Below are 3,519 nucleotides of genomic sequence, written 5' to 3'. Positions count from 1 at the left end.
TGCTGAAAGAGCATCCTTCTCTGAGCATCGCGGCGGTCGAGAATGCAATGGTGTTCTCAAAACCGGTGATGACCAGGCTCTCGGATGGGCTCTCGCGTGCGGGACTCTCGCCGAGCTAGAACCGATTTCCGTTGTTGGCGCATAGCCGAAGTCCCTGAGGTCAATTCGGATGACCGTTCACCGGACAGAAGCGGACATGGTAACTGGCACCTGGCTATCTGCGGAAAAGGCGAAAAGCATCTCTTGGCGGCGATGAGAAAAACCCCACCCTGGCAGGGTGGGGGAGTGGTTAGTACTCGCTGGCGAGCATGATCGTAAGAACGCGTGCTGTGACTGACGGGTCGGCAGCGTCCGGAGAGTGGGCTGACAGATCGAGATCGTAGTAGTCGACCTTGAAGAACAGCTTCGCGCCTTGGACGGTGAGCGCACCGAAGTCATGCTCGGCGTGGGGGTCGCTATCGGCGTCGAAAGCGTCGAACGCGACAACGGCCTTTCGGGCCTCAGCGACGAAGTCGGGCCCCATGGCCTGGACCCCGGTTGCGATGACGACGCTTCCACCTTTATGTCGACCGATCCGAAACGCATCGTTGAGCATGCGGATCCGCTCGGTCTTGGTGAGCGGCGTCGATCGCCACTCCATGCCAGCCTCTTCCTCGCACGCAAGGCAGAAGCTGTAGTCGAAGACCGCGTCGAGCTGCCAGTCCTGGGCCTCGGTATCCCACGATGCCCAAGCATCGCGGACAACGCGTTCTGAACCGCAGGCGGTGCAGACTGGGAATTCGGCCGACGGGTTGTCAGGACCCGGTTTGGCTTGGTTGACCGGACCGGTATCAGCCGGTGCGTTGTCTGTCATTTTAATCTCCCTTCGCTGGCTGCGCCCGAGCCAATCTCCGGCGCACCCGACAAAGGGGGAGCGATCAATCCGATGCTATTTTACCATGTGTGTCAGAGCGATGCGAAGCGTCGCACAACATCTGTTTTACGAACCGAGGGCCAATCCACGGCTCAACCAGGCCGTATTTTTTGGAAGCCGCATCGAAGAGAAAAGCCCTCGATGTGAGGGCTAGGTGAGTTCGAGGGCGTGGCAGCCCTTTTCGTCCATGAGGGCAGCGAGACGCTGCAACTGCTCGGCGGTGATCGTCTCAGTCAGAAACGATACAGCGTTGTCGATGCCGTTCTGGTGGGCTCTCAGAACCTCCAGCGGCTCGCGGACCAGGAAGAGCTCGCCGCCGTTATCGGCATCGGCCTCGATGCGATGGGCGTTGAAGATATGGTCTTCCGGCCCAAAGCCGTTCGGGAAGATCAGGGTCGGGCTTTCGCCCTTCACCGATCGCCCACAATAGGCCAGCAACTTCCCTTCCCAATCATGGATCGGGATGGCCAGCCGGCCGCGCATGATGCCCTTGGGGGCATAACCGGCACCAAAGGCTTCACAGGTCGCCTCGTCAACGCCGAGGGCCTCAACAGCTGGGTGTGCTGGCTGCAGGTAGGTCAGAGGCTGGAGGCTTCTAATGGCCCCCTTGGTCCTCTCCTCGGGAACTGTCGTGGAGCTGTTCCGGGAACTGGTACTGTTCCCTGTCGGAACTGTACTGTTCCCAACCAGGAAATCCGCGGCTTCTTTCATGCTGCAGTCGCGGATATGGGCGGCGAGGGCGATGACATCGCCGCCGGTCTTTCCGCCAAAGCAGTAGAAGGCCTGCTTGGCCGGTGTGATGACAAGGGCGCGATCGCCGCCGGTCTGACAGACCGGACAGGGGCCACGCCATTGGCCGTTGCGTTGCTTGAGGGCGAGGTCGAGTCTCGGGACCGCGTCTTCGATCCGGACGCGTTCCTTCAGTTCACCAAAATCGATGAAGGGCATGGGGATAACTCCAAGGAACGAGGGTCTCCCCCAAGTATACTTTGGGCATGGAGTCCCAAGACGGAGTTATCAACATGGCGCAAGGCAACAAGCCGGTGTTCAACGCCCGGGCCAAACGTGAGCCCGATAGCGAATACATGCAGACGATCGGTGCTGCCTGGACCTTCAAGGAAGGTGAAGGCTACGTCGTGCGGCTGCACAGTGTTCCAGTGAACTGGGACGGCAGCTTCATCCTCGTCCCGCCGAAGGATCCGGAGTGATCCGAACCCGGATTCCTATTCCCTAGTTCTTTCTGAGCCTCGTTCGCGAGGCTCTTTTCTTGTTTCTATGCGCGGTCGATCCGGAACGATTCGTGCCCGGCCCGTAGCCAGTCTCCCAACAGGAGTTCGGCCATCGGCTTGGGCGGCTTGAAATACCGTCCGAAATGATCGCAGGTCTGGAATAGCAAATAGGTGTTGCCGCGCTCGGACAGCTCGTTGGTGAGCGCCATCATCCGGTCTCGGGTCGCGTCGCTGGTCGTCACATTCAGCACCATCATCCCGGCGGTCAGATTGAGATGGCTCTTGTACAGTCCTTCTCCCACATAAGCGCGGTATTGCAGGATGGTCCGGAGGTGGCTCTTGCGATTGAATATCGACGATCGTGACGGCTCGGTGGCGCGGTCGGCCTCGACGATGAAAAAGCGATAGGACCGCTCGCCTCCCTTCCGGTACTCCAGTCCAAAGACGGCGTCCGGGATCAGATCCCTGGTCTCGGTCTTTTTCGTTGTCGGGTTTTCGAACGGGGCGGGGTGGCGCAAGACCGTGCCGGCCCGCTGCAGGATTGCCTGCTGCGGGATATAGGTGAGGCTTGGGTTCTCAAGTGTCGCCAGTTCGATCGAGGCGGTGATCGATGCCACCATGTAGCGATGGAGCCAGGGGCCTGATCCGTGAGCGCCTTGGTCGCTCCAATCGCCCCTTGCCTTGAGGGCGCTCTCAGCGGCCGGGGTCAGGTCGTACACCAGATCCTGATAGCGGGCGTCGAAGGTCTGAAACTGCTGCCACGGGCGGCCGAGATAGGCGCCGCCATCCGGCGTGCGATCTTCATTGAACAAATCGGTGAGCCGATCGCGGGCGCGCTTCTCGTTGCGGCGCAGGTTTTTGGAGAACGCATGGAGAAAGCTCGAAGACAGCGGCCCGTGGTCATGGATCTTCTGTAACCACAACAGATCGCGCTCCTGAAGGGTCAGCCGCTTGCCTGTCGGCTGACGGCGATCGCGTCGTCTGCGCTGCAGTGTGTCGTGGCTTCTGTCGTCCTGGATCATTCTCCAATCTTATCATGGCAACGATGACTACCTTGTCGGTCGCGCAGCCTGAAATGCAGTCACCACTCGGGCGATGCGCCGGTACTCGGTGTATCCGGATCGCCGGTCGTATGCACCTCGCGTGCCTTTCCCTTCCCCGCCGACGTGGCGCGCGAACCACTTCCCTGCCCCTCAAGTGCTTCGGTATGTGGATCGCCGCCATCGCTGGCGAGTAGCTCACCAGGCACTTGGTCGTCTCGGCGATCGCCATCGAGACCGTCGACCAGTTTGGTGTAGTGCACTGCATACTTGGCCCGCATGACGTCTTTGAGCTGTTCATGCTCCTCGCCTGACATGCGCGGCATGGCTTCCAGAT

The 3,519-nt window shown here is 60.3% G+C and carries 5 protein-coding genes; 1 reads left to right on the top strand and 4 read right to left on the bottom strand.

The genetic code is table 11. From position 1 onward, the window contains the following. Positions 1 to 289 precede the first annotated feature (289 nt). Positions 290 to 853 (bottom strand): DUF3768 domain-containing protein, encoded by a 564-nt coding sequence (locus tag LJE91_01040; protein MCG6867345.1) that lies wholly within the window; start codon positions 851 to 853, stop codon positions 290 to 292. 210 nt (positions 854 to 1,063) lie between these two features. After that, positions 1,064 to 1,861, bottom strand: a complete 798-nt coding sequence (locus tag LJE91_01035; GenBank protein ID MCG6867344.1) for a CHC2 zinc finger domain-containing protein — start codon at positions 1,859 to 1,861, stop codon at positions 1,064 to 1,066. Positions 1,862 to 1,935: 74 nt separating this feature from the next. Between LJE91_01035 and LJE91_01030 the strand changes: the two genes are divergently transcribed. Continuing rightward, positions 1,936 to 2,121, top strand: a complete 186-nt coding sequence (locus LJE91_01030; GenBank protein ID MCG6867343.1) for a hypothetical protein — start codon at positions 1,936 to 1,938, stop codon at positions 2,119 to 2,121. A gap of 65 nt (positions 2,122 to 2,186) precedes the next feature. Here LJE91_01030 and LJE91_01025 read toward each other — a convergent pair whose 3' ends face one another. Beyond that, entirely contained in the window at positions 2,187 to 3,164 is a 978-nt protein-coding gene (locus LJE91_01025) for a replication-relaxation family protein (GenBank protein ID MCG6867342.1), read from the bottom strand. A 59-nt stretch (positions 3,165 to 3,223) separates the two neighbouring features. Beyond that, positions 3,224 to 3,519, bottom strand: a 296-nt coding sequence (locus LJE91_01020; GenBank protein ID MCG6867341.1) for a hypothetical protein, incomplete at its 5' end; no start/stop codon positions are given.

The organism is Gammaproteobacteria bacterium (genome assembly GCA_022340215.1).
Lineage (GTDB): Bacteria > Pseudomonadota > Gammaproteobacteria > JAJDOJ01 > JAJDOJ01 > JAJDOJ01.
Note: the sequence above shows the minus strand (reverse complement) of the source record. Positions and strands in the feature narration are given on the sequence as shown.